Below are 20,904 nucleotides of genomic sequence, written 5' to 3' on the forward strand. Positions count from 1 at the left end.
CTACCTCGTCAAAATTCGCACTTGCCCAGCAAGTCCTTGGATGAGATAGATATTGTTCTCCTGACAAAAGAGTTGAAATGTGCCGCCTTCGACGCGCAGTATGCTCTGCCCCTTGAGCCTGAGGAAATGATACACCGGGGTCACTTCTCTACTGTAGTTGATGGTGATCTCTCCCGGACGAGAGTTAGTGTAAACACCCAAATTCTCCGTCTTAACAAAGTAAGCGTAGGCCTCCGTCAAGGTCATAGGCCTGAGAAAGGGGAAGAGGCGGCGTATATCAGCAAACAAGGAGTTAATTTGGCGATCCATCGCCTCCCAGGACAAGCCGCGGGATCGAACCTCGTCGAGTACATCGTCAGGGTGAACAAAATGATGCACCAAGCCATAGTGCGCCACGGCATTGTAGAGGGCCCAACGCACATTGTCATCGGGGAGGTACCCAGCAGAAAAGCGCGGAAAACTTACTACTTCGGGCACATAAGGATCGCGCCCGAACTCTTGCAGCAGGAGCCCAAGTTCGGGCTCACCGGTGTAAAGTCCGGCAAACACCCTGATATCAGGGAAAACGCTCTTTACAGCCAATCTACCCTCGCGCGAAACAATATTGGAGGGCGGCACGTAACTAAAGATGCGTAGCTCACCGTATAGCTCCCTGATGACCTGCGCTAACATGCGCAGACCCTCTTCCATCGTCTGCTGTGAGTCCCAGGGCGTGTAGCCGTAATCAGCAAACGACATTTGCCCTTCTAAAGCTAAGGATTGATGGTTGTAGCCATGTATGCCAAGCTCACCACCCGACTCCAGCAACCTGCGACCAAAGTACGCCCATTGCTGCTTAGTTACATCATAAGGTAGGTCTAAGGGGCTCTTAGTGTCGGAGTTAAAGGTTAACATCCCGAGTCCCGTCAACTTCAAATTAAAGCGCCGAGCGAAATTGTAAGTGTCTGGCCACCATACTTGGCGCATAAATTCAGGCGTGGTCATAAAGTAATCCTTAAATATTCTGTCATGCCGACCAAGGCTAGTAGGGGCAGGAAAATCATCGATGTTGACGATGATGCCGTTAAATATGGTGGTCAGGAAGTGCTTGGGAAGGAAAGCTATGGACTGCAGGAGTAGGCCACGATTTTTTTTGGCTTGGAACATAGTGGAATTAACATACAGAACCTGCCCCTCGCCATAAATGGCCGTCCATATAAGTGGTCTGGCGTCGTCAGCAGTGGCTAGCAAAGTGACGTCTTCCCGCACTTCTACATCTAAAAGTGACTGCACGAAACCGGAAAGTGCCGTGGTATCAAGGCCCGGAAACATATGTGCGACCAAGTTTATACCAATGGCATCTTTCACTGAAAAACCACGATTTTGGGTTATCCCCACCACTGCATCAAGCGCGGGAATAGGGCTCCTTATTAAGAAAACGCTATTTCCGCCTCCATAGGTAAAATCAATAATGGCCCGGACAAGGTTGTCGTCGACAAGCAATTCCGTGGCTACCACTAGCAAGTCCACATTGCGCAGGGATAGAACCCTAGCGCTAGCCTCTTCGCTTTGCACATGAACATACTTGGCCTCTATCTTCGCCATCCGCAAAGTATGATACACGTTTTCCCGCAACAACTGTGAGCCCACATCTTCATCTGCATAGAGAACAATGACCTGCTCGTAGCTATCGGGCACAGGAAGTTCAGACGGCAGCGCACTCGTGTCCACTGCTAGTGCTTGCCCTTCTGCTACCCAACTGATCCAAAACATATCAGCTGTGCGCGCTAGTTGCACAGCTAGCCCGGCTACTATCACCATAACGATAAGAAAGGCCAGCTTCCTAAACATGGCAACTCTCTACCGTCAGATCAGTTATCGGGTGAAGCGCGCCGGCAATCCTTGCTACAATCTTTTCTAAGACCTCACACGAAGTGATAGGAAAAAGAATATGCAGTTCGTTGTTTAAAACATCAAAGCCCACCGCGTCAACCTGTCTGATCAAACCTTGCAACTTCACACTCAACTGCTCTAAGGAGTGACTACCAACTGGCACACGTACTAGCCCAAAAGGCAGGCCAAATTTGCTGAAACGCAGCTTTTCTTCTTCGACGCGAAAAGTAAAATTCTCCCAATTTCTAATGATGGTATTCGGGAGGTACGCATCCTTTTCGACAATATGCTCTATTTCTAAAGCCCGCGTCAGCGCTTTAGAAATCCATTCGACAATTATCTTAAAGAGATTGTAGGAGTACTCGGTCACCATGGTGATATCTGCCTCTTCTACGTTGATAACGGCAATGGCCTTGCCGTCTTTTAAGATGGGCGCCGACAAGAGAGGGTCTGTCGCCGCACTGTCGCCCGTAACTTTGACCACCTTCAGTTCCTGGACGACATCCCTCAAGTAGGCGTGCTCATCAACTCGCAACGAAACTTGCATCCGCTCGTTGTCCCCCATGTGAACCTTAAGACGCAAGTAGCGCGAGTCTGTATCTACCAAGTAGATGCCCACCGATTTAACTTTAAGGAATCTCGCCAGCAACGTCATAATTTCGGTGTAAACTCGCTCAGAGTGCAAGGAATCGAGCGCTGTAGCTACTTCATACAAAGAAAGAATGCTGTCTTCAGCCCCGATAATCTGCTTCTTCAGTTCTGCCGCCACAAATTGTGACTTACGCTCAGCCTCGCTCAAATCTGTCAAGGCATTTTTTGTCTCGAAGAGCTCGTCTTGCAGCCTGTCAATCATAAAATCGGCCCTGTCTTTAGAGCTCCCCAGAATTACAGCTGCCAGGAAGAACATCAAAATAAACTTGTAGTGACTCCACTCCAAGACAAAGAGAACGAGGTCTCTCCCTAGGAGATGGTAGGCGTAGACAAAAGTCGCGCTAGCGAAAACTGCACTCAAAATCCCTAGATAGTTCCCATAGCGAAGCGACATCAAGGATACAAGAATTAAGAGCGGGTGAATATTCATAGTAATAAATGCTGCCCGCAAGGGGTTAAAGTGAAAAAACAGCAAGAAGATAGCCGCATTTAAGACGATGTTCTCCGCTATACAGTACCATAGGCGATCTCTACGCTCACTGCGATAGGCCCTGCTATTCCACTCCAGCGCCCTCATAAATGACTGCCTCCCATCATAAAGTCCTCTACTACTTTCCTATAGATGGAAAGTGCGACCTTTACTAAATAGTAACACATACTTGCAATTTTGTGTACCACCATAATCCGGTTAAGATGAATGCTATGAATAATATACGCGTTTTCTGGACTCTTATCTAGTTAGCTTGGCGCACTGCAGTGAAGGCCTCCCCGCATTATAGTCTCGCAGCGGAGACAAATGTGCGGGAAGGCCTTTTCTCTTATAAATCAATCCCTTACCCAGCCGCCATCTAGCCTTGGCAGGGTAAGGCCTGCCGCGCTACATACTCGCCGCTAACCTTGTAAGCACAGAACTGCCCGCACATGGTACAACAGTTTTCACCCTGCGGGTTTTTCTCTTGCCGCAGCCGTCTCGCCAGCGCGGGGTCAATAGCGAGCATAATCTGCGCCTCCCAGTCGAGAGCTTTGCGGGCCGTGGCCATTTTGTCATCCCATTCTTTGGCCCGCGAGACACCCTTAGCGATGTCGGCGGCATGTGCGGCGATGCGCGCGGCCATGACACCGGCATGCACATCGTCTAGACTGGGCAAGCCTAGATGCTCCGCAGGGGTGACGTAGCAGAGAAAGTCGGCACCATGCGAGGCGGCCAAGGCCCCGCCGATAGCCGCGACAATATGGTCATAACCTGGAGCGATATCCGTCACCAGCGGGCCAAGGACATAAAAGGGAGCGTCATGACAGAGCAGTTTCGCCAATTTGACATTACTCTCTACTTGGTCTAAGGGCACATGGCCAGGGCCTTCTACCAGTACTTGCACCCCCGCGTGACGTGCGCGTTTAACCAAGCTGCCTAAGTTTATCAATTCGGCGACTTGGGCGGCGTCCGTGGCATCGGCTAGACAGCCCGGGCGCAGTCCGTCCCCTAGACTAAGGGTGACGTCGTACTGCCGCGCTAGGTCGAGCAAGCGGTCAAACTCCGCAAACAGCGGGTTTTGCCGACCATTGTGCATCATCCAGGCTGCCAAGAATGAGCCCCCGCGCGAAACAATATCTAAAAGCCGCCCCGTAGCCAGCAGCGTGTCCACCACTTCTTGTGTAACGCCGCAGTGCACCGTAATAAAGTCGGCCCCATCTCGGCAATGCTCTGCAATGGCGGCAAAGAAGTCCTCGCTCGTAATTTCGCCTAGGCCTTTCCCCTCTTTTTGCGCTTCAACCATGACTTGGTACACGGGAACGGTGCCCACCATCACCGTACTAGCGGCAATGATTTCTCGGCGTACCATAGCGATATCGCCGCCGGTGCTTAAATCCATGACCGCATGCGCCCCCGCCGCAATAGCCGCGCCTAGTTTAGCGAGCTCTGGCGTTGCGTGGGGATAAGCCTCTGATGTACCGATATTCGCGTTGACTTTGGTCGTCAAACCTTTACCTACGGCCATGGGCGTGAGGTGGGGGTGATTTTTATTGGCAGGTAGGACCACTTCTCCAGAAGCGATCCGCCCCCGCAATTCTTCGCCAGTAATCCCCTCTAGCGCTGCGGCCAGTTCCATTTCTCGCGTTACGATGCCTTGACGAGCCCATTCTAACTGAGTCAATTTACTTCCTCCTTATCTGCCCACACTTGCCTAAGCCCTAGGGCAGCCCCTCTAATGTCTCTTGCGCCGAGGATAGCCTTAGCGACACAGATGCCATCTGCACCTGTATCTCGCACCTGCGGCGCATTCGCCGCGGTGATACCCCCTATGGCCACCACCGGAATCAACAGCGCTTGCTTAATGACCCGTAACTGCAAGAGTGAAACGCTGCGTACATTTTCTTTGGTGGTCGTCGGAAACATGGCCCCTACCCCAATGTAGTCCGCACCCTGCCGCTCTGCCTGTAGAGCTTCGTCAAAGTTAGCTGCGGATATACCGAGCAGCTTACCCGCACCGAGCACCTCTCGCGCGGCTCTCGCTGGCAGGTCGTCTTGCCCAAGATGCACCCCGTCCGCATCCACCGCTAGGGCGATATCTAGCCGATCGTTGATGATGAGGGGTACGCGTCGTGCCCGAGTCAAGGCACTAAGAGCCAGAGCGAGTTCATAAAAGTTACGCCCACAAAGGCTTTTTTCTCTGAGCTGAACCATGGTGACGCCACCGTCTATCGCCTCGCCCACAGAGGACAAAAAATCCCTACCTGCCAGTAGCCCCGTATCGGTCACGAGGTAGAGTGTGCAGTCGAAGGCCTTATCTCTGCGCATGAATTTTGGCCCCGCTTTGTAAGTCGGTATGGGTGAATTTGCCGACATAGTCAATAATATGTGTTCTATACGACCCCAAATTGCTTAAACCACTTTCTCGCGCGGCATACTCACCCGCCAGCCCCATACTGACCAAGGCTGCGGCTGTGGCGAGCAGGTAATCGTCTGTTACTCCAACGGCAGCCCCCACGAGAGCTGAAGCCATGCAGCCCGTGCCGGTAATCTTCGCCATCAACGGGTGGCCATTGCTGCACACCAATGTAGTGCGCCCATCAGTGATAATGTCATGTTCCCCCGTGATGGCCACCACACATTGCTCTGACACTGCCAAGGCACTGCCAAACAGAAGCGTGCCGCTTTGCACACCCCCCGCATCTACCCCCCGTGTTACCGCCTCTTCCCCTGCTAGAACAGCAATTTCCGAGGCATTGCCGCGAATGACAGCCAGTTTTACCTGCGACATAATTTCTTGGGCTGTCTTAGTGCGCAAAGTAGTCGCACCTACTCCTACTGGATCTAGCACCACGGGGATACCACGCTCATTGGCTGCTCGGCCTGCCAAGAGCATGGCCGCGACAGTGCGTGAGTTTAAAGTGCCAATATTGAGGACCAGCGCGGAGGCTATACCTACCATCTCCTGCACTTCCTCGAGGTCATCTGCCATAACAGGTGCCCCGCCGTAGGCGAGAACAATGTTGGCACAGTCATTGACGCTGACATAGTTAGTGATCTGATGTACTAGTGGTCTCTGCCCCCGCACTTTGGCTACGATTTCTGCCAGACGGCAAACTACTTCCATGGGTCACTCCTCCTCAACCTTGGGTGAAATGTTAAGCCCGGCTCGCTCATACAGCTCATAGAAATGATGAGTGGGCCCGACGCCTTTCCCTAGCGGGAATGCATGCTCTATGGCCACAGAAATATAGGCCTTAGCTAGTCTAACAGCCTCTCGAAGCGTGGCCCCCCTCGCTAACTGCGCCGCGATAGCGGCGGAGAGCGTGCAACCTGTGCCATGAGTATGCACTGTAGCTAGGCGGGTGGAAGTAAAGTGGCTTACCCTCTCGCCATCGTAGAGTACATCGACGGCCTCGCCGACTAAATGTCCCCCCTTAACTAAGGCCGCGCGCGCACCACGGGCCACAAGGTGTCGCGCCGCCTGTTCCATCTCGTCCAAGGTGGCAATAGGGCGGCCGGCAATGGCCTCGGCCTCCGGAATATTGGGCGTCACCAGGTCGGCGAGCGGCAGGAGCAGAGCAACTAACGCTTCCTTGGCCTCGCTCTGCAACAACTGATACCCGCTCTTAGAGATCATCACCGGGTCTATAACTAAGTTCACGGGGCCATACCTTGGCAGGGCGTCCGCCAAAGCGATGATCGTCTCGCGACGTGAAACCATGCCGATTTTCACAGCATGCACTGGGATGTCGGAATAGATGGCGTCAAGTTGTGCCAAGATCAGCGAGGGGGCAATATCTTGCACTGCGAAAACCCCGCAAGTGTTTTGCGCCGTCACAGCGGTGAGCACACTCATGCCATAAACGCCCTGCGCGGCAAAGGTCTTAAGATCAGCCTGGATGCCCGCCCCACCACTAGAGTCTGAGCCGGCGATAGTGAGAGCGGTGCGCATCATGCCCGACCACTTAAGCCGAATTTTTTAAATACACTCATCTTGAGAGCCGAGAGCAAAGCGTAGCCCGTCGCACCACCGAGCAGGCTGCTCAGCAAAAAAGGCACCACAAATACAAGGGCGGCAACATCCCTGCCGAGCAGGATTTTGGCCACGGGGAAAGCGACGAGAGCGCCGAGTACACCAGTGCCGAAGACCTCTCCTAACACCGCTTTACCAGCACACTTCGTCCGCTGGTAAACTAAGGCCGCCACGAATGCGCCGATCATGCTACCGGGGAAGGCTAGTAGCGACCCTGTGCCGAGTAGATTGCGCAAAAGCGACACCGTAAAGGCTGTAAGAACGCCATGTACGGGGCCGAGCAGCACTGCCGCCACCACATTGATGGCGTGTTGCACCGGGAATAGCCTTGCCCCCGCGAAGGGGATAACTACCCCTGTGGCCGCCACAGTGCCTACCGCAGCCAGTACTGCAGCTAGGGTGAGCTTTTTAAGATCCATCTCGTTTCCTCCTTTTCTTTGGCAAGCAAATAGACGAGCAAGGCGGAAGGCCGTGCTCGTCAAAAAAGCAGTTCATGCACTTCCCTACGCTGGCATTACCCAGATCAGGTTAAAGGGTCAAAGAACTCCTAGGTTCTTTATCTCAGCCGGCCTCTCCAGCTCCCCTGCTCACTATTCACTTGTCTCCTAGCTACTTATACTAAGGTAAACTGACGCGAAACACAAGCACAACTCTACCCGGCAATTCGCCCACGTTAGCCCCTGGCGACAACGGGCTCTTAGACTCCTTCTGTCGGCTTTGCTTTGGCCGGAACCGGCGCAGATTTTTTCGCCGGCATGGTGTAGCGGTTGATGAGTGGTACCGCGGCGTTAAGGCCTAGGATAGCAAAAGTGGTGCCTTCCGGTAGGGGACTAAAGAAGCGCATGGCCATTATCCCCACTCCTATGGCAGCCCCAAAAGCCCATCTCCCTACCTGGGTGCGCGGGGAAGTCACCGGGTCAGTAGCCATAAAGAAAAGCCCGAGGAGCAAGCTGCCGGATAAGAGGTGAAACAAGGGGTTTTGCCCTGCCACTACAGACAACGCTGCCACGGCTAGCGCGCCACCAGCGGGAATGCGCCAGTTGGCGAACTTCTTATGGTGTAGCCAAGCAAAGCCAAGGAGTAACGCTACTACCGAGGTCTCACCTATGGAGCCTGCCACTTGCCCGGTAAATAAATCTACGAGTGACGCCATCGCGCCGTCTGCCCGGAAAATCTGCAAGGGAGTGGCTGTCGTCACTAAGTCTACCGGAGCAAGCCATGGCCGCATTGTGCCAGGAAAGGCTAGGACGATGAAAAGGCGCCCGAGCAGAGCGGGATTAAAAAGATTCTTGCCAAAACCACCCCAAAGCAGTTTGCCAACAACTACGGCGAAGACGGAGCCGACTATGGCAATATAGAGTGGTAAAGAAGGAGAGAGACTAAGACCAAAAAGTAGCCCCGTGACCACGGCACTGAGATCCTTGATTTTTAGGGGCTGCTTACGCGCTGTTTGCCACAAGGCCTCCGTGGCTACGGCCGCTCCGACGCTAACAACTAAGAGAAACAAAGCGGGCCACCGAAAAAACCACAGGGCCGCTAAAGTCACTGGTACCAAGGCGGTAAGCATCTCGCGCATCATCTTCATCTAAGAGTTCCCCCATATCATCATCAAGCTCTCTATCTATTATAGGAAAAGTAATTATTATTGGCAAGTGATCCTTCTTTGTGCCCACAGACATGTCGTCAATTTAATAATATGTTACTAGGAGATCTACTCCTCGGAGGAGAACTGATATCTACATAGCCAATCTTTGGAGAAAGGATGATTCAATGAACATCATAATTGGCGGAGCAGCTGGACAGGGTATGGACACCATTGCGGAACTGCTCGGCAAGTCCTTAGCGCGTGTAGGAAGAGGTGTCTTGCTAACCAAGGATTATATGTCCCGGGTAAGGGGTGGTCATAACTTTTCCACTCTCGCTATCGGGTCAGCCACACCATGGGTAACGCCCGAAACTGCCGATCTCTTAATCGCCCTTAATGAAGAGACCTATGCCCAGCACGCCCACAAGTTAGAACCTACGGGCATGGTGGTCTATGACCCCGCACTCTTTGCCCTCGTAGATGGCGACCAGCGTGGCTTACCCATCGCCTTGGGGGCCATAGCGCGTCAAAGCGGGGGGCCCTTAACCGTGAGTGCGGTGGCCACGGGCGCAGTGCTGGCCCTGCTCGAGTGCGATTTGCTGACAACAGAAGCCCTGCTCCAAGAAAAATTCTCGCCAGAGTTAGCAGCGCAAAATTTATCTGCTCTGCAGGAGGGCTTCGACGCTATGCAAAAGGCCACAGAGATGCGGTTGGCCTTGCCCGCCATAGCCACGAACGCCACGCAAATCTTTCTTGATGGCAACCAGGCCCTTGGTATGTCGGCGCTTGGTAGCGGCTGCCGTTTCCTTTCGGCCTACCCCATGACACCCGCCACCGGGGTCATGACCTACCTCGCCGCGAAACAGGGGCAGTTTGAGGTCGTAGTTGAACAAGCCGAAGATGAAATCGCCGCCATTAATATGGCGCTAGGCGCGTCTTACGCTGGCGTGCGCTCCATGACCACTACCTCAGGCGGCGGCTTTGCGCTGATGGTTGAGGGGCTTTCTCTCGCGGGCATGACCGAAACACCAATCGTAATTGTGCTCGCCATGCGGCCAGGTCCCGCAACGGGGCTACCGACTCGCACCGAGCAAGGCGACCTTAATTTCGCCATTTTTGGTGGGCACGGCGAGTTTCCGCGTGCGGTACTTTCCGCCACCCATTTAGAAGACGCTTTTTACCGGCTCAACAAGGCTTTTCACCTGGCTGATAAATACCAAATTCCGGTGATATTTCTCTCTGACCAACAGTTCGCCGATACCGCCCGCGCCGTTACGCCCTTTGACTTCTCGCGGCTAGTTTACGACCAACACTTGGCCACAGCTAGTACAGCCGCCCTACCCTATCAGCGCTACCGCCTAACGGAAGACGGTCTTTCACCGCGCGCCATTCCGGGGCAGTTTGCCGGCGAGGTGGTGCTCGCTGACAGCGACGAACACGATGCCGACGGCCACATCATAGAGGACGCCGCCACCAGAAAGCTGATGATGGACAAGAGAATGCTGCGCATGACAGCGCTCGCGGAAGAAATGGACGAGCCAGAGTGGTACGGCGACCAACAGGCCGACATACTGCTCATCGGCTGGGGCTCCACTTATGGGGCATTGCGCGAGGCCGTAGACGCCCTGACTAGAGCCGGCAAACCCGCCTGCCTGCTCCACTTTGCCGATCTTTGGCCTTTGCCAACGGCAAGGGTGAGCGAACTCTTGCCTAAAGCTAGATTAAGCTTCTGCGTAGAGAACAATGCCACAGGTCAGTTGGCAGCACTAATTAGTCTAGAAACAGGGCTGCGAATGACCCACCAAATTCTGAAGTACGATGGGCGCCCCTTTAGTGCAGCAGAAATTGTCCGGGAGGTGTGGCATAATGCCTAAGGCTGCAGATTATCTGAGTAAAGAAACGGCTTGGTGCCCGGGCTGCGGCAATTTCGCCATTAGACAGGCAGTGGCCGAAGTCCTGGCCGAAATGAACTTAGCACCTCATGAAGTACTAATGTGCTCTGGCATCGGCCAGGCCGCAAAAATGCCCCAGTATCTCAGGGTTAACGGCTTTAATGGACTGCACGGCCGCGCTTTGCCGCCCGCAGTCGGCGCGCGTGTGGCGAACACGACCTTGACCGTAATTGTGGAGTCAGGTGATGGCGATACCTACGGAGAAGGCGGAAACCACTTTATACACAACATTCGCCGCAACCCCCACCTAGCACATTTTGTGCACGACAATCAAGTATACGGCCTGACCAAGGGGCAGGCCAGCCCGACCAGTGAAGTTGGCATGAAAACTAATGTGCAGACGGCGGGCGTATACCTGCCGCCCTTTAACCCCCTGGCGGTGGCCCTGACCATGGGTGCAGGCTTTGTGGCACGCGCCTTTGTGGGAGAGAAAGAGCACCTTAAAGCGACTATGCGGGCAGCTATTACTTTTCCTGGCTACGCCTTGGTAGACATCTTGCAGCCTTGCCCTACCTTCAATAAACTAAATACCTATGCTTGGTACAAGGAGAGGGTCTACTTCCCCACCAACCATGACCAAGGCGACTGGAACGCTGCCCTGACCCTAGCTCGGCAATGGGGCGACCGGATTCCGCTCGGCATCCTGTACAGTGTGCCGCGCCCCACCTTTGAAGAGCAGTTTCCTTTACTGGCCGGAGCCCCCTTAGCGCACCGTCCTTTTAACCCCCTCGACCTAGCCCATGTCCAAGACGAATTTAAGTAAGTAGCGGCTGGCACAGAGCACTTTGCGCAAAAAAAGAACGTTCCACCGCGAGGGGGAACGTTCTTTCGCTAGGCATACTTTTTCTTAAGAGTTTAGCCGCTTGCGCGCAGCATAGGTCCGCTTCCACGCATACATCGCTAGTGACGCCGCAATGACACCATAGGCGACAAAAGCGCGGAAGAACTCGCCTAGTTGTGCATCGCCGAGCAAGTTACGGCCCGCCATAGGCGATACCAAGAACAACGTGTGGAACAGAAGGAGGCCGGTGAGTGCCTGCCCCACAGTGGCCTTGGTGACAGTCGCGCCGCCGATGAGGAGTGCGGCAATGGCAAAAACGCCCACGGATTCATGGCTGCCATAGGTACTGAGATTGCCAAAGTTAGACAAGAGCAATGCATGCCCCCAAGCGGCCATAACGGTAGAAATAACCATGGCCACGAGCCTAGTGCGGTCAACATCAATGCCAGATACCTTGGCCACATGCTGGTCTTGGCCCACACTTCTAAAGTCTTGCCCGAGCTTAGTGCTACTGATAAAGCCCACAAAGGCACAACCTAGGCCAATGATAGCGAAGGTGACAAGGGGTATACTCACCATGGCAAATGAAGAGTCAGGCGAACGCGTCAGCAGTGAGGAGGCCGCGGCGAGTATGGCGCCGACCGCAAAGTACAACGCCCGAGGCGTCCTAGGGCGAGAACGGCCCCGTTGCCTAAAGTGCTCCCACAAGCCTATCGCGCCAAGCAGCCCCGCCAAGAGCGCCATAAAGCCCGCAAAGGTCATAGTGTAGATATTGTCGACAGCTTGCCGAATGATACCGAGGTCCACTGTGTTTAAAATGCCGATACCATGAGGCAAGAGCAACTTCGGGTTACGCAGCGGGATTACGGTGCCCACCATGACCATCAGCAGCAACATGTAGAGTCCGTTGGCAAAGAAACCGGCCATCATCGAGGTAATCATCTCTTGACCTCGCGTCTGGTTTAACAGGCGACCAATGAGGATGCCAAACAAAATCGCCATCGGCGTGGCCAGTGCTACGGTCAACAAGACTCCGGACACTCCACCTATGCCCCAGTGGATTACGAAAATGACAGCTATTTGTGTGGCCATGGCGCCGAGAACAATGGCAAAATTTAGACCAAGGCCTGCCATGACCGGTATGAGCAAGGCTAAAATCAAGAAGCCATTGCGGGCAATGCGGCTCACCAAGTCCATGGCCACGAAGCCGAGGGGTAATTCGGACAACCACACACCTACTGCGCTGAGCACGACGAACAAGAGCACGACCATATTGTCAAAGAGGAAGGCCCTGAGGCGAGCGCCTGGCGGCGGGGCCTTAGACACTTTTGCGGCTGGGATTTGCTTAATCTCTACTTGCATGTCAATCACCCCTGCCCACTTGGGTCAAGGCGTAAAGAATAATGCCGTTTGAGACAATTATCCGCGCGATTTCCGCTACGCCTCCCACTGTAATTATCTTGTTAGCTACTGGCAACGACACCACCAAGAGGCTTTGGAACAAAAATGCGCCCAAAATAACATTAAGAATATTGGCGCGCTTGACTGTAGCCCCCCCGATAAGAATTGCCGCGGCAGCCGGGAAACCCATGGTCATGGGTGCTTCATAGAGCTGTATAAAGGCAAAGCTCTGTGAAAATACCACAATACCAACTGCGCCGAGAACGGTGGACATGATCGTGCCCAGTAGACGATACCCATCGACATTGAGTCCACTAGCGACGGCAAACTGCTTGCTATCACCGACAGCTCGCATAGCCATACCTGTCTTGCTGCGTATAAAAAACCACATCAGCAAGCACATCAAGAAAAAGGTCAACAAGAGACCGGTCGGAACCACCACGCCAGCGACATCGAAAGCCAACAATTCATCTAGCACACTGGCAAAACGCTCTTCGAGGGCAATCGTTACCCGCAAGCCACGGCCAATGGGCCAGCGCATCTCGGGGCTGGTAAAGGGCATGATGATCCAGCCGATGTTCATTAGTGAGACGATGGAAAAACCAACATAAGTACTAACCATCATTTCAGAACCCTTTACTTTGTTCAGTAGCCAGCCATAAGCTGCCCCCACTACAGTGGCTAGGGGTATGCTTACGGCGGCCGCAAAAAGTATGGCGGGCATGCCACGCATATCTAACTCAATAGAAAGCAGGGACCCGACTAGCCCACAGAGGATACCTAGGGGTAAACCGAAATTTGGCCCGATTCCCGAGTTAATAGTGGGCAGCATGGCCAACACAAAAATGCCGTTCATTCCTGTGCGCACCAGCGCGGCTGAAAGCAGCGGCCCGAGGGGTATTTCAAAATATGCCGCCCCAAAGACAAGCACGATGAGGAAGCCGATAATTACTAAGCGGGCGAAACCCAAGTTGTCAACTATGTTCTTCCATAAATTGCCCACCTACACTACCTCCCTGCCGCGCAGCTTGTGGTAATTGCCGGCCATCATCAAACCAAAGTCAACATCGTTATCGTCTGGTGAGAGCACGCCTTCGACCGCACCATGACAGACGATGGCAATGCGATGACATATGGAGCGGAGTTCCGCTAACTCGCTCGAAGTCATAACAATGGTCATCCCGAGCTCGCGGTTAAGTCGCACTAGCTCTTCTAAGACTATCTTCTTGGCGCCTACGTCAATACCACGCGTCGGCTCCGACACAAAGAGGATCTTAGGGTCTAGAGCTAAAGCACGGGCAATACAGACTTTTTGCTGATTGCCGCCGCTTAAGCGCCGCGTCAACTGCATGGGCCCCGTACAGCGAATGTCTAACTCCTTGATTTTTTCCATGGCGTGTCGCCTAATTTTCCCATAGGCCAGGTGCGAAAATGGGCCGAAGCGGTACAAGAAACGGTTGCGCATTTGCATGGCCGTAAAGGCAATATTCATTTCAATGGAGGAATCGAGCAAGAGGCCTACCCCACGGCGATCTTCTGAGACAAAGGCTAAGCCGGCTTGGTAGGCGGCCTTAGTATCGTTTAACTGCAGTGGCTTGCCAAAAACACTGACCTGCCCCGCGGCCAGATACAACCCCATGATGCCGTTGGCTATGCCAAGCTTGCCTTGCCCGCCTAGACCACCAATGCCGATTATTTCGCCCTCAAAGACATCGAGGTCAACCTTTTGCACTTCTTCTCCCGGCATAAGCACTTTAAGGCCACGCACAGACAAGGCGATGCCTTCTTTGACTTTGTTTTCACTCGCCTGCACGATCTTCTCTACTTTGCGCCCTACCATAAGCTCGGCCAGCTGAAAGGTATTCGTTTCCGTCTTGGGCAAGGTGCGTACTAACTCACCGTCCCTGAGTACGGTGATATTATCGGCGATGGTCATTACTTCGTCGAGACGATGGGTGATAAAGAGAATGGCGATTCCAGAACGGGCGATTGCCTGCATGGCCTTGAGCAGAGTATCGGCTTCACTTTCTGTGAGCACCGCCGTCGGCTCGTCAAAGACAATGATCTTCATATTGGCCTTGTCGATTTCTCGCGCAATCTCGACAAATTGCATCAGGCCAACCGGCATCCCCGCGATTTTAGTCCATTCCTCAATGTTCAGGCCTACAGTGTCGAGGGCTTTGCGGGCGTCGCGGTTCATCGCGTCCATGTCAAGGCTCTCGAGTTTCGGCCCAAAGAGGCGGCTAGCAATATTTGGCCGCGTAATCTCACGATTAACTTTGATGTTCTCGGTAATCGTAAACCCCGGAATAAGCATAAACTCTTGGTGCACCATGCCGATACCTAGGTTCATGGCATCATATGGCGAGGTAATACTCACGTCTTTACCATCGATAACAATTTTGCCTTCAAAGCCGCCTGTACTATGAATGACCGACATTCCAAAAAGGATGTTCATAAATGTCGACTTGCCGGCGCCATTCTCACCGAGCACGGCGTGTATTTCCCCTGCTTTTAGCTGTAGATTGACATCTTTCAGTACACGGTTGCCCGCGTAGACCTTGCCGATGTTCTGCATCTCAAGCACATAGTTGTCTTGTGCCACGGCGTAACCCCCTTGCTTATCACCATAAAGATGCAGGGCTACCTTGAGCCGGTAACCCTGCACCAAGGGCGCATATTACTTAACGGGCGGAGAAATCAATTGAACTTGACAAGAAGAGGAAGTAATGGTTGTACGTCCCCCGCGGTGTAGTCAAGTTAGAAAGAGTAACTGGACCGCCAGCCATATCCATGAGTATCCCCTCGAGGGTAATTAAGTCCACGCGCCCCATTGTCTGACCATTGAGTACCGCCATAGCGTACTCAACCCCGGCTTCGACGTAGAGCATATTGACGGGCACCGGCCAAGTGGAAACGCGCTTGTCGGCATTAACGCGGCGCAGGGCGTCCCTAATCAAGCCAATAACAAAGGGCAGATCCCCTTGTCTTGCCTGTGGGATAGAGAGGCCTAGTGCTCCAGGTAGAGCGTGGTAGGGAGACGGGCAGCACTGCTCGGGGAAGATCGCTCCGCCAGCAATGACTTGCCTAATCATGGGTTCCATCATGCTGCAGTTCGTGCCAAAGAATGCTGTGGCGGTGCCAAACTGGGCAATGCGGCGGGGAACATCTTCCATAATGAACTGCTGAGTTCCTGGTACGCCGCCCTCGCCTGTGGGGTCTGGGGAGTCGACAAAGACAAATCTCATGCCGAGGCGATTAGCTGTCTGCTCCATAAGCTGCCTACGCTCAAATAGCATGGCGTTGGCCATATGACGGGCAAAGGAGTAGTGCACGAAGGTTGTGGCACCCATGCGGTGCGCCTGCTCTACGATCGTTCTGCCGCGAGACATATCATCGGTCTGCAAGACGATGTCGGCGCGGGCGGCGATGACGTCGCGGTCCTCGCCAGGAGTACCGGCAATAATAAGCATATCGGGACGCAGTCTGCGCACTTCGTCAATGCCGGCAGCAGTACCGACCACGGCCTGCACAATGACAATGGCGCGTACGCTTCTATCGGCAGCGAGGGCGCGAAGATTAGAGATAGTTGTCTCCGTCTCAGTTGTAAAACGAGCAGGGTATGTAGAGAGCACAATGCGATCGCCGTACTTGCGCTTCATGTTTTCAGCAGCGCGTAGTTCTTCTTCATTTTGTACGGCGGTGCCCGTCATGACCCCAATTCTAAAGGTGCCGGGCGGGGCGGGTCCCCTAACTACTACGGTTTGATGGCGCTCAACCCAGTTTACGGCGGCCCCGAGCGTCTCCGACACGAAACGCAGCGGCACCATGGTGCGCCCGTTCATAACGGTGGGGGCAACATCGAGAGTGCGGGGCTGCCCGTTGACCGTGGCATTACGGCTGCCGATAACTAACGACACCGTGGTGCCAGCCCGAGTTCCCGTCACTGTGCTGGTGGCTTCGGCCCAACCGACGCTCGCTCCTAGCCCTTCAAACAAAGCCCTAAAGGGTACGAGCACCCTGCCTCCACTGATAACCGGCGGAACCTGCAAATTGAGGAATTCGCCATCTAGCATCACGCGGATGGCCGATGCCTCTGACACTTGCATGTTCGGTACTAAGAACCCGACTGCCAGCAAGGCGACTACAGAAGCGATTATTGCTACTTTCTTCACTAAACTTACCCTCCCCTTAGTTCTTCCCACTAGTGAAATGACTCTGCCTCCCCCAGAACATGGTGCGAGCGCATCCCCCCCCCTAAAATCTCCCCCATCTTGGTGCTTGAAGTCGCGCCTGTGGGCTGAACATTTGCGCATGTGGTACAATGTGTACTATTCAGAATTAAAAGCAATATTCCTGCTTGCTAGACACAGTTTCGCGACTTTTTTTATTGGCCCAGACTTTTATTGCTGCTTCCCTCTTTGCCCCCGCGAACTCCGACCGCTACCCTTGCCCGAGAAAAAGATTTCGGCTATGCTGAGCACAGAAACACGCGAGAGGAGAATTTACATGCCACTTTATGTTCTCGCCATTAACGTTGCTAATCGCTCCGCTAGTGCCTCGGCAGTGCAGCATATTCTCACTCAGTACGGCTGCCATATCAGAACGCGCGTGGGTTTTCATCATACGTCGCAAGACAGTTGTACGGAGGACGGACTAATCATTCTACAGATGGATGGCGGCGTGGCCGTCTGCGACGAACTGCTCGCAGAGCTTAACTCCCTAGAGAAAGTGCAGGCAAAGTACATTCGGTTTGAATAGCCTCGCCTCTTCGTAAAGACTGGCCCTTCGCCAGAAGCACCAAAAAAGTGAGCGCCCCACGCGGGGCGCTCACTTTTCTCACTAGTCTGCGGATACTAGGGCTGACGCATCAGCCATCATCTTTGCCTCGCGGGGCGCAAAAAAATAGTAGAAGGCCAAGGCGCTTAGTACATAGAGTACGGCGGTGAAGAAGTAAGGCAAGTTGTAGGAATAAGTCTTCATAATGTGCCCGCCCAGCCGTGCGCTGATGCCCCAGGCTAGTGTCCAAGTCATACTCAGAGCGCTACTCATGGTGGCACGTTCGGCGGGGTCTAAAATCTCCATGGTGAAACTACTCACCAGTGGGCCGCTCATATTCATCAGCGCGGACCGAAACCAGGCTGCCATAGAAGCCACCCATAGATTATTGGTCAGGGCGATGGTTAAGAGGAGCGGCACCGACAAAAGCCGAGTAATTGTTGTCGCGCGCACTTTGCCGTAGCGCGCGCCTAGTAGGGGCGCCGCCAAGATGGCCACCGTAGTAACTAACATCATCACAGAAAAAATAAGACCTATTTCAGCGGCAGTAGCCTGCAGATGATGGGCAAAGTAGACATTGAGAAACGGAATAATCATCCCGGCGCCAAAACCCATGATAAACTCTGGCACAAGAAACTGTACTCCAAGCCGCCATGGCGGAAAATTAATGCCTGATGCGCGCTTGCCTTTCGCCTTCTCTGCCGCATGCGTATCACGTAGCAGCGCATAAGGAACGACGGAAAGCACCAACAAGAGCGATGTCATAAGCAGTGTCGCCCTGTAAACTGCAAATGAATCTGGCACATCATTGAGCCATGTCGCCCATAAAAGGGGCAAGGCGCCCCCAAGAAAGCTACCGATGATGCCACTTATAGTCCAGGTGGCGCCATTGACGCTAAAGAGATGATTTCTCTCCTCGCGCGAGCTGTTCTCCACGAGGAACGGCGAGGAGGTCACCATCATCACCGCTCCAGCCGCTCCGCCTATAATTGTAGCGGCCACAATGACAAGCTCTGTAGGGTGCAAAATTATGGCCACATGGGTGGCCGCAGCCATGACCGCAGCGCTAAGCAGGGAGCGACGACGCCCTACGTAGTCGCTGAGCATGCCCGCAGGCAAGGCAAACAACACGCTGGCAAACGACGAAAGCGAGATCATAAGTCCGAGAAAGTCTTCTCCCAGCCCAGCCTGCAAAATATACAAATTGCCCAGCACTCCATAGACACTCTGGTAAAGGGCTCCGATAATGCCCGCCAGCAAGAACAGTCGCGCATTGTAACTAAAAGATTTGATCTTCTGCACATAGTCATAGATGAAAGACATAACAACTTCCTCCCCGCTCACTTACTTAGTGTAGCGAAGTACTACCTTTTGAGCAAGGGTAGAAGGCAAAACTGGTCGCAAATAGAGCTACCTTTTGCTAGAAGGGTCTCATTTTGCCTTAACTAAGGCCTGATCGCGATTCCTTGCTGGCCCATGGCGGCCCAGCGCTGCAAAAAGACTTCTTTATCAAACCTTCTCTGCCTGCCAGTATAGGGATCGTTCACCACTACCTCTGTTTTGCTGAAACCCACGAGCAACATGGTGTGACCATTGCCTCGCCACTGATACTCATCACCTGCTGGGGTAAGCCAAGTGCCACGCAAAACCACTGGGAGATTTTCAATGGTGCCCCAGATGGCAATTGGGTTTCCGGCAATGATCATGTCTTCATACTCACCCCACGGCCTGCCTGTCATATTTACGAGGCGGTCACCAAAGTAGGGCTTAAGCATGGCCAACATCGGCTGATGATATACCCCGTAGCTATGCACGGAGTAGGGGCTACCGGCGAACTTTTGCCTTGGGTCCGGTCCATGTCTTCTACCACCACGCCAGTAAATGTCCCCCTGTGGCATACGAGCAATCCATTCGTCGACACTCTTACTAACTCCATAAAATTCGGCCAGCATTTTAATGGATACGACTTCACACCCCGTAGGCCAGCGCGGCATTTGATGCACTACCGGTACTCCCTCTATAACAATGGCGTCCCGCAGAAAACGTGCCGGTGCAGGCGTGGGAGAGTTTTCACTTGCTTTTACGGGGAGCGCAATCTTAGTCTCAGCTCGAGCCTGACGGCTGGCGGGAGCAAGTCGCCTCCCACTCAAGAAGTCCTCTCGCATCACCTGTAAGGAGGCAACCATAACTGCGCAGAGCAAAAGAAATAGCGCAACTCCTCCTACTGTTTTCACTTGCATCCCCTCCCAACTTAGTAATCGGATGCGTGGCCTCATTCTTTAATGCCAGGCTTGTCCGCGCTACGACAACGTTACTACTATGTGCTCGCGAAAAAATTCAGCCTGTGCGGGAAGGTGTTTGCGAAACCGTCATGGAAGTAGGTACTTACTCGAGCAGCGCGCGTAGCCGAGCCCCTGCCTCTAGGCTTAACTTAAAGATAGCTAAATCGGCCTCTAGCTCTGCTGTCGAGCCAAAGCCTCCCGCATAGCCATTTAGCCGTGACACCTCGGTGCTGTCTAGTAACCCGGCGAGAGTTTTGTGCTCCGCCTCAACCTCTTTAAAAACTGCGGGTAGGCGACGCAAGTAGTATTTTTGGTGGTAGGCTTCGGCCAGATGAAACTTGTCCAGCAAGCGTATTTCGGTCAGCACATCGCCATAGCGCATCTGGTACTCCGCCTTGCTTAAGATAGCGACATCTTGATCTTTTTTTTCGGCGCAGAGAATTAGTGACATATACTGACGGCCATACGCGCGCGCCCGCGGGCGATGACTATGCCAGAAAATCTCCAGCAATTCTTTGAGCCCTACGCGCGTCATATCGTAATCGATCTGCACCACCTCGGTGTGGTCGCCCATACTGTGGTAAGTAGGACTCATGGTTGTCCCACCGGCATAGCCGACACGAGTACGCACCACGCCGTTCACTAGCCCAAACTGGGCATCTGGGCCCCAAAATCAGCCCATGCCAAGCGTGATGGTAGAGAGAGGCTTAAACATAAGCGCAGCCGAATTGGTGCAATACCTGAGTCCTAGTGGCGCGGGGCCATCGGTAAAGACATGCCCGATATGCCCCCCGCAGTTCGCGCAGTTAATCTCGCGTCGCGTCATGCCAAAGCGCAGGTCGACATCTTCTTGCAAGGCCTGCGACGAGAGCGGCTCTGTAAAACTTGGCCAGCCAGAGCCCGATTCGTACTTAGTGCTAGAGCTAAACAAAGCGGCACCACAAGCCCCGCACACATACACACCTTCTGCTTTGTGGTGGTAGTAGGCGTTAGTAAAGGGCGGCTCGGTGCCACGCTGCCGTAAACATCGGTACGCCTCTGGGCTTAAAATCTGGCGCCACTCCTCCTCGCTCTTGGCAACGCGAAAGGGATGTAT

General features: G+C 53.6%; 19 protein-coding genes and 1 riboswitch. Of the genes, 3 read left to right on the forward strand and 16 right to left on the reverse strand.

Annotation, left to right across the window (positions count from 1 at the left end; all coding sequences use genetic code 11):
• The 8 genes from KGZ92_01905 to KGZ92_01940 form a co-directional block, all read right to left on the reverse strand.
• A complete protein-coding gene (locus tag KGZ92_01905; GenBank protein ID MBS3888038.1) occupies positions 1 to 1,830 on the reverse strand; it encodes a DUF2194 domain-containing protein in 1,830 nt (609 codons plus the stop codon).
• Positions 1,823 to 3,100 (reverse strand): hypothetical protein, encoded by a 1,278-nt coding sequence (locus tag KGZ92_01910; protein ID MBS3888039.1) that lies wholly within the window; start codon positions 3,098 to 3,100, stop codon positions 1,823 to 1,825. The genes KGZ92_01905 and KGZ92_01910 overlap by 8 nt, the downstream gene beginning before the upstream one ends.
• A gap of 271 nt (positions 3,101 to 3,371) precedes the next feature.
• The gene (gene thiC, locus KGZ92_01915; GenBank protein ID MBS3888040.1) at positions 3,372 to 4,676 is read right to left on the reverse strand and encodes a phosphomethylpyrimidine synthase ThiC; all 1,305 of its coding nucleotides are present in this window, start codon (positions 4,674 to 4,676) and stop codon (positions 3,372 to 3,374) included.
• The gene (gene thiE / locus KGZ92_01920; GenBank protein MBS3888041.1) at positions 4,673 to 5,320 is read right to left on the reverse strand and encodes a thiamine phosphate synthase; all 648 of its coding nucleotides are present in this window, start codon (positions 5,318 to 5,320) and stop codon (positions 4,673 to 4,675) included. The genes thiC and thiE overlap by 4 nt, the downstream gene beginning before the upstream one ends.
• A complete protein-coding gene (gene thiM / locus KGZ92_01925; protein ID MBS3888042.1) occupies positions 5,307 to 6,119 on the reverse strand; it encodes a hydroxyethylthiazole kinase in 813 nt (270 codons plus the stop codon). The genes thiE and thiM overlap by 14 nt, the downstream gene beginning before the upstream one ends.
• Positions 6,120 to 6,122: 3 nt before the next feature.
• The gene (thiD, locus tag KGZ92_01930) at positions 6,123 to 6,947 is read right to left on the reverse strand and encodes a bifunctional hydroxymethylpyrimidine kinase/phosphomethylpyrimidine kinase (GenBank protein ID MBS3888043.1); all 825 of its coding nucleotides are present in this window, start codon (positions 6,945 to 6,947) and stop codon (positions 6,123 to 6,125) included.
• On the reverse strand, positions 6,947 to 7,447 hold the full coding sequence (gene thiW / locus KGZ92_01935) for an energy coupling factor transporter S component ThiW (protein MBS3888044.1): 501 nt from the start codon (positions 7,445 to 7,447) through the stop codon (positions 6,947 to 6,949). The genes thiD and thiW overlap by 1 nt, the downstream gene beginning before the upstream one ends.
• A gap of 63 nt (positions 7,448 to 7,510) precedes the next feature.
• Positions 7,511 to 7,623, reverse strand: a riboswitch (TPP riboswitch).
• Between the two features lie 102 nt (positions 7,624 to 7,725).
• The gene (locus KGZ92_01940) at positions 7,726 to 8,613 is read right to left on the reverse strand and encodes an RnfABCDGE type electron transport complex subunit D (protein MBS3888045.1); all 888 of its coding nucleotides are present in this window, start codon (positions 8,611 to 8,613) and stop codon (positions 7,726 to 7,728) included.
• Positions 8,614 to 8,798: 185 nt separating this feature from the next.
• Between KGZ92_01940 and KGZ92_01945 the strand changes: the two genes are divergently transcribed.
• Both KGZ92_01945 and KGZ92_01950 read left to right on the forward strand, forming a co-directional pair.
• Positions 8,799 to 10,487, forward strand: coding sequence for a 2-oxoacid:acceptor oxidoreductase subunit alpha (locus KGZ92_01945; protein MBS3888046.1), 1,689 nt, complete (start codon positions 8,799 to 8,801; stop codon positions 10,485 to 10,487).
• Positions 10,480 to 11,328 carry a 2-oxoacid:ferredoxin oxidoreductase subunit beta gene (locus KGZ92_01950; GenBank protein ID MBS3888047.1) on the forward strand — a complete coding sequence of 283 codons (849 nt, stop codon included), beginning with the start codon at positions 10,480 to 10,482 and terminating at the stop codon, positions 11,326 to 11,328. Before KGZ92_01945 ends, KGZ92_01950 begins: the two co-directional genes overlap by 8 nt.
• A gap of 84 nt (positions 11,329 to 11,412) precedes the next feature.
• Here KGZ92_01950 and KGZ92_01955 read toward each other — a convergent pair whose 3' ends face one another.
• From KGZ92_01955 to KGZ92_01970, 4 genes are all read right to left on the reverse strand, one after another.
• Positions 11,413 to 12,708: an ABC transporter permease gene (locus KGZ92_01955; GenBank protein ID MBS3888048.1), complete on the reverse strand. Its 1,296-nt coding sequence runs from the start codon at positions 12,706 to 12,708 to the stop codon at positions 11,413 to 11,415.
• A gap of 1 nt (position 12,709) precedes the next feature.
• Positions 12,710 to 13,750 (reverse strand): ABC transporter permease, encoded by a 1,041-nt coding sequence (locus KGZ92_01960; protein MBS3888049.1) that lies wholly within the window; start codon positions 13,748 to 13,750, stop codon positions 12,710 to 12,712.
• Entirely contained in the window at positions 13,751 to 15,325 is a 1,575-nt protein-coding gene (locus tag KGZ92_01965) for a sugar ABC transporter ATP-binding protein (protein ID MBS3888050.1), read from the reverse strand.
• 106 nt (positions 15,326 to 15,431) lie between these two features.
• Positions 15,432 to 16,922, reverse strand: coding sequence for a DUF3798 domain-containing protein (locus KGZ92_01970; GenBank protein MBS3888051.1), 1,491 nt, complete (start codon positions 16,920 to 16,922; stop codon positions 15,432 to 15,434).
• A gap of 334 nt (positions 16,923 to 17,256) precedes the next feature.
• Between KGZ92_01970 and KGZ92_01975 the strand changes: the two genes are divergently transcribed.
• A complete protein-coding gene (locus tag KGZ92_01975) occupies positions 17,257 to 17,508 on the forward strand; it encodes a hypothetical protein (protein ID MBS3888052.1) in 252 nt (83 codons plus the stop codon).
• A gap of 81 nt (positions 17,509 to 17,589) precedes the next feature.
• Here the strand turns inward: KGZ92_01975 and KGZ92_01980 are convergent, their stop codons facing one another.
• The 4 genes from KGZ92_01980 to msrB form a co-directional block, all read right to left on the reverse strand.
• The gene (locus tag KGZ92_01980) at positions 17,590 to 18,849 is read right to left on the reverse strand and encodes an MFS transporter (GenBank protein ID MBS3888053.1); all 1,260 of its coding nucleotides are present in this window, start codon (positions 18,847 to 18,849) and stop codon (positions 17,590 to 17,592) included.
• A 122-nt stretch (positions 18,850 to 18,971) separates the two neighbouring features.
• The gene (locus KGZ92_01985) at positions 18,972 to 19,760 is read right to left on the reverse strand and encodes a C39 family peptidase (GenBank protein MBS3888054.1); all 789 of its coding nucleotides are present in this window, start codon (positions 19,758 to 19,760) and stop codon (positions 18,972 to 18,974) included.
• A 151-nt stretch (positions 19,761 to 19,911) separates the two neighbouring features.
• Positions 19,912 to 20,439 (reverse strand): peptide-methionine (S)-S-oxide reductase, encoded by a 528-nt coding sequence (locus KGZ92_01990; protein ID MBS3888055.1) that lies wholly within the window; start codon positions 20,437 to 20,439, stop codon positions 19,912 to 19,914.
• 42 nt (positions 20,440 to 20,481) lie between these two features.
• The gene (gene msrB, locus KGZ92_01995) at positions 20,482 to 20,904 is read right to left on the reverse strand and encodes a peptide-methionine (R)-S-oxide reductase MsrB (protein MBS3888056.1); all 423 of its coding nucleotides are present in this window, start codon (positions 20,902 to 20,904) and stop codon (positions 20,482 to 20,484) included.

The organism is Bacillota bacterium (assembly GCA_018333655.1).
Lineage (GTDB): Bacteria > Bacillota > UBA994 > UBA994 > UBA994 > BS524.